The 4003-nt window shown below is 49.1% G+C and carries 4 protein-coding genes; all 4 read right to left on the reverse strand.

What is annotated here, in order from left to right:
* On the reverse strand, nucleotides 1-2033 hold a 2033-nt coding region (locus A4E54_RS00570), incomplete at its 3' end, for a tetratricopeptide repeat protein (protein ID WP_286723712.1).
* A gap of 278 nt (nucleotides 2034-2311) precedes the next feature.
* Nucleotides 2312-2887 (reverse strand): hypothetical protein, encoded by a 576-nt coding sequence (locus A4E54_RS00575; RefSeq protein ID WP_240084146.1) that lies wholly within the window; start codon nucleotides 2885-2887, stop codon nucleotides 2312-2314.
* Nucleotides 2888-3236: 349 nt separating this feature from the next.
* Nucleotides 3237-3440: a hypothetical protein gene (locus A4E54_RS00580; protein WP_240084145.1), complete on the reverse strand. Its 204-nt coding sequence runs from the start codon at nucleotides 3438-3440 to the stop codon at nucleotides 3237-3239.
* Between the two features lie 41 nt (nucleotides 3441-3481).
* Entirely contained in the window at nucleotides 3482-3826 is a 345-nt protein-coding gene (locus tag A4E54_RS00585) for a hypothetical protein (protein WP_240084144.1), read from the reverse strand.
* Nucleotides 3827-4003: the final 177 nt, after the last annotated feature.

Here is a 4003-nt window from a genome sequence, read left to right on the forward strand (position 1 = left end):
TCGTCCAGGCCGATGTAGCAAAGGCCGGCGGAGTAAAGCGCCCTGGCCTTCAGCTCCGGCGCGGCGGACGGCTCCCGGTAGACCTGCTGGAAATACGGCAGGCTGTGGTTGCAGTTGATCATCTCCCGGACGAAAACAGCCATTTCCGCGGGCGCGTGTCCGTGGCCCGTGGTGTTGATAAATCCCAGCCAGTTGTATTCCTGCCGCTCCCCGGCCCACAAGTGGTTATAGTAAAGCATCTCGTTATGAAAGATCGCCGCCGCTAATTGGTATAAATCAGCCGGGTCCTTTGATTCTTCCCACTGGGACTGCAAACCGGCAAGCTTCTTTACCTCGGCCAGCTGCTTTTCGACTGAACCGCGCAAATCGTATTTATCCTTCTCGTTGAGATAGTCAAAATTGTTGAGATAATCAAAAGGCAAAATAAACTGTCCGGCTGTCAGAGCTTCCTCCTGTTTTAAAAAATCCTCCAGCCCGGCGGCAGCCCGCGCGTAATTATCCCGGCGGACTTCCCTTACAGCCAGGGAATAGCTGACAAACGCCTGCAGGGGCGGCTCCAGTTTTTCCGCGGCCAGCGCCTCCAGTTGCTCATAAGTCATCCGCACATCCAGGATGTAAACCAACCTGCCGGCTGCCGCGTAGCTAATGTCTCCGTCAGTCAAGAAACGGGCTTGCTGCATCGTCTTGACGGCATCGCTAAAACGTCCCTCGATCTCGTAACAGCGCGCCAGGCGGTAAGCCGCGTCGTCCGCGGCCGGGTGGCGGGGAAATTCCGCCAGGAATTTTTCCCAGCCGGGGATTTCCCGGTCCAGATCATACTCCTCGTCCCCGTACGGAGGCACCCAGACGCCGTTATATGATGGTTCCTCGGCACGCTCTATTTCAAAATAGGGTATCCCCCGCACTGCCTCATAGGACTCGACTCCCCGGGCCAGGTAGCTGCGCGGATATTTTTGGCAGGCATCCTTCAGCAACCGCCAGTCCGAGCCGCCAATTCTGAAAACATGATCCTCTTGCGTTAAGGCAGCCGTTCCGTTTTGGTCCGTATCCCGCACATACTGTTCCAGGGCCTTTTCCTGGCCTAAATCCATATAGAGGGCGGCAAGGCATGCCTGGCGGCAGTATGGCGACGCATCCGTTTCGGCGATTTTCCACAGCCAGTCAATCCAGCGCTCCCTATCGGTTTCCGCTAATCGCTGGTGAGCGATGCCGGCGATTCTATAAATCAAGCCGGCTCTAGCCCTGGCGGAAGCAAGGCTGGAATAGAGGCTACCTAACGTTTCCAACGCTTTCGTCTCTCCCAATTGATAGAGGGTGCAAAGCTGGTCGGAGCGGTAAACCGGATCCGGTTCCTTCTCCTGCGCGCGCCATAGCCAGCCGGTGACGGCCGCGCGGCCGGCATTGTCAATTTGTTTTTGAGCAAATCTCCCGACTGTGTCGACAAGACGCCGCTCAACGTACGGATCGTTTAGTTTAACGCAAGTCTCATCCAGCCATCGCACCAGATCGGCCGGATTGACAAAAACTATTTGCCAGGCCTGCTCAAAAAAACAATTGCCTTGCAGGGAAAGAACCGCACTGGTCAAATCATCCGGATTATTCATGCGGGCTGCCAGAACAGGAACCAGATACCGGTTGGCATTAGCGTCATTATAAGCGCCAATATCTTTAGCCAGTTGAGAAACTTGCTCCTCTGTCATCAACCTAATCAGGATATTACTGATGCTAAAGGCGTCATTTATATTTTTATCTCTCAGGTAGTCCAGTAAAACCTGCGCCGCGTCAGGGTCCGGCCCGGGCAGGGCGTCAAAAGCGCCAATAATATTTGCCATTTCATAATTGGTCGTAGCCTGCCACAGTTTTACCTTTAATTCATCTAATAACTCGCCGGCTGCCGCCGCTTCAGCCTCGTTGGCCGGCAGGCTTTGTTCAGCGGCCCAAAATTCATGGTCTTTGCCGGCCAACCCGGTGATAACAGCGAAAACCAATAAAAATACAACCGGGGAAACGGCAATCTTGCTGAATTTAATCATGTCAGCCACCTCCTGGCGCAATCTCTTCTATATTTTCTGTTTTAGGGAAATAATTTGCCATCTTTGTTTAAAACTGAATTGACTCCCTGCATTTCTTCGAATATGGTCAGCTCGTCAACCCTGGTTATCTTCCACTTATTTTGCTCCTTTTCCAGGTAAAGGTCCTGGCTGCCTTTTCCCCTTGTTTTAAGGTCAAGTAAGCATAGAAATGAAGAGGCTCAGCTTCCCTGTCTCCTTTCCTTAATATTGTTTCAGCCACGTCCAATTCCGCAGTAGCGTTATTTCCAGCAACGCTTGTAGCCGTTTTTCTCCGCCAGTTCAGCCAGTTGATAGGTACAGACGTATTTATTGTCCGCTTTTTTAAACTTAATATCTTGCAAGTTCAGAACGACAGGCCCGTTCTCATACTGTACCGGCCCGCCGGAAAACTCCAGACGCAATGGTTCATTAAAATTTTCAATCGGATCAAAGGTTAAAAGTATTTCACCTCCAGGCAATTCTGCCGGGTATTCTTGCTGGAAAGAGTTAAAGCCCAGATTCCGGTCCTCCCCGTCAAAAAGCTTGACGCAAAGCGGATCCACCGTTCCCCTGATATCTCCTTCAACGGCGGCAATCATAAACGTCCCCGTCCTGTCAAGCAGGATTTTTTCTATAGTAACCGTGGTTCCCTGGCAGTCCACGGCTCTGTTGACCACGGTAAATTGGCCGAGCCTTTCCGCCCGGTCAAAGCGGCCGGGCATCCCGGACCCGTCCGGCGCCACGGGCTGAGACGAGCAGCCTGTTACTGTGAAAGCGATTAAGGCAATAAGTGAAAAAACAACTGCGGTTTCCAAGTTGGTTATCTTAAACCGCATGAAACACCCCTCCAGATCACCGCATCGTCATCTTCATATCATCCCTTAGATCATTAACATACTGGGACACAGGCAGGAAAGGAAATCATGAACGCCATTATAACTTTGTTCTGTAATACATGACGTAAAAACCATAAAAAAAGATCATCCTTTTGCAAAAAAATTTAAAAAATCCCTGCGCAGGGATTTCCAGAAAGGGATTGACATATAGTTTGTCTCTTACAATATCCCACGCGCCGGGTACGGGATATCGCTGACGCCATTTCCGTTATAAGCTCTTAGCATTATCGGGCTAATCTCTTATCTTTTATCCATGCCACTTACCTTTCTTTCTGCCGCAAAAGGCTTGTTACTCTGCTTTCCTAGCTCTTTTATCTTCGATTATTTTTCTTATTTCCTTCAATTCTTTTTCCATCTCATCAATTTTGTTAATAGTACTCTTTTTGAAAAACCACGCTTTAAATATTAATACTAGAATACCAGCTACAAACAAAATCAATATAATTATGTGAAATATTTGTGCGACAAGAGTAGCGTTGGGGAAATGCTCCATACCAAACGACCTCTTTTTTATAAAATTTGTATTTTTAATATCTACATCGCAGATTTTTCATGGAGCACGACAAACCCATTTTTATCAAGTATTTCCTTGTCTGTCTTGGACAGCTTGATAAAAACCTTGCTGGTCATTTTGCTTAGCTCCGGAGCCAGCGGCAAAGTATCCATCTCAGGTTTTACGTTAACCGGAAACTGGCCATATACCGCAAATTTACTATCTTCGATAGCCTGCTGCCGCACAATTGTCCCCGCCTCCTCCCCCTTTTGCCCGGCGACCCGGCCGCAGCCGCCGGCGGCAGCGATGCCCAGCAGCACCAGCAAACAAATAGAAATCACCCATTGAAAAATTTTATCTTTCACGCTAAAAATTTTATCTTTCAACCTAAGTGTCATTCCTTTCGCTGTGCTCAAGGCACAAAATAGAATTAAAGTGGTAAAATCTTGTATAGCTCTGTGGTATGATTTTGTTGGATAAGCAGATATACTACAGAGCACGGGGAGGTGAGTGTGACGGTCACTGACCGTCCGTACGCTAAGATGTGCCGTCTGCCGTTTCAA

This window comes from Pelotomaculum sp. PtaB.Bin117, assembly GCF_002067195.1.
Classification (GTDB): domain Bacteria; phylum Bacillota; class Desulfotomaculia; order Desulfotomaculales; family Pelotomaculaceae; genus Pelotomaculum_D; species Pelotomaculum_D terephthalicicum.

What these genes read in the sequence shown, in the direction of transcription:
- A4E54_RS00580 (WP_240084145.1), bottom strand. Translation starts at nt 3,440, where the DNA reads ATGGAGCATTTCCCCAACGCTACTCTTGTCGCACAAATATTTCACATA.
- A4E54_RS00575 (WP_240084146.1), bottom strand. Translation starts at nt 2,887, where the DNA reads ATGCGGTTTAAGATAACCAACTTGGAAACCGCAGTTGTTTTTTCACTT.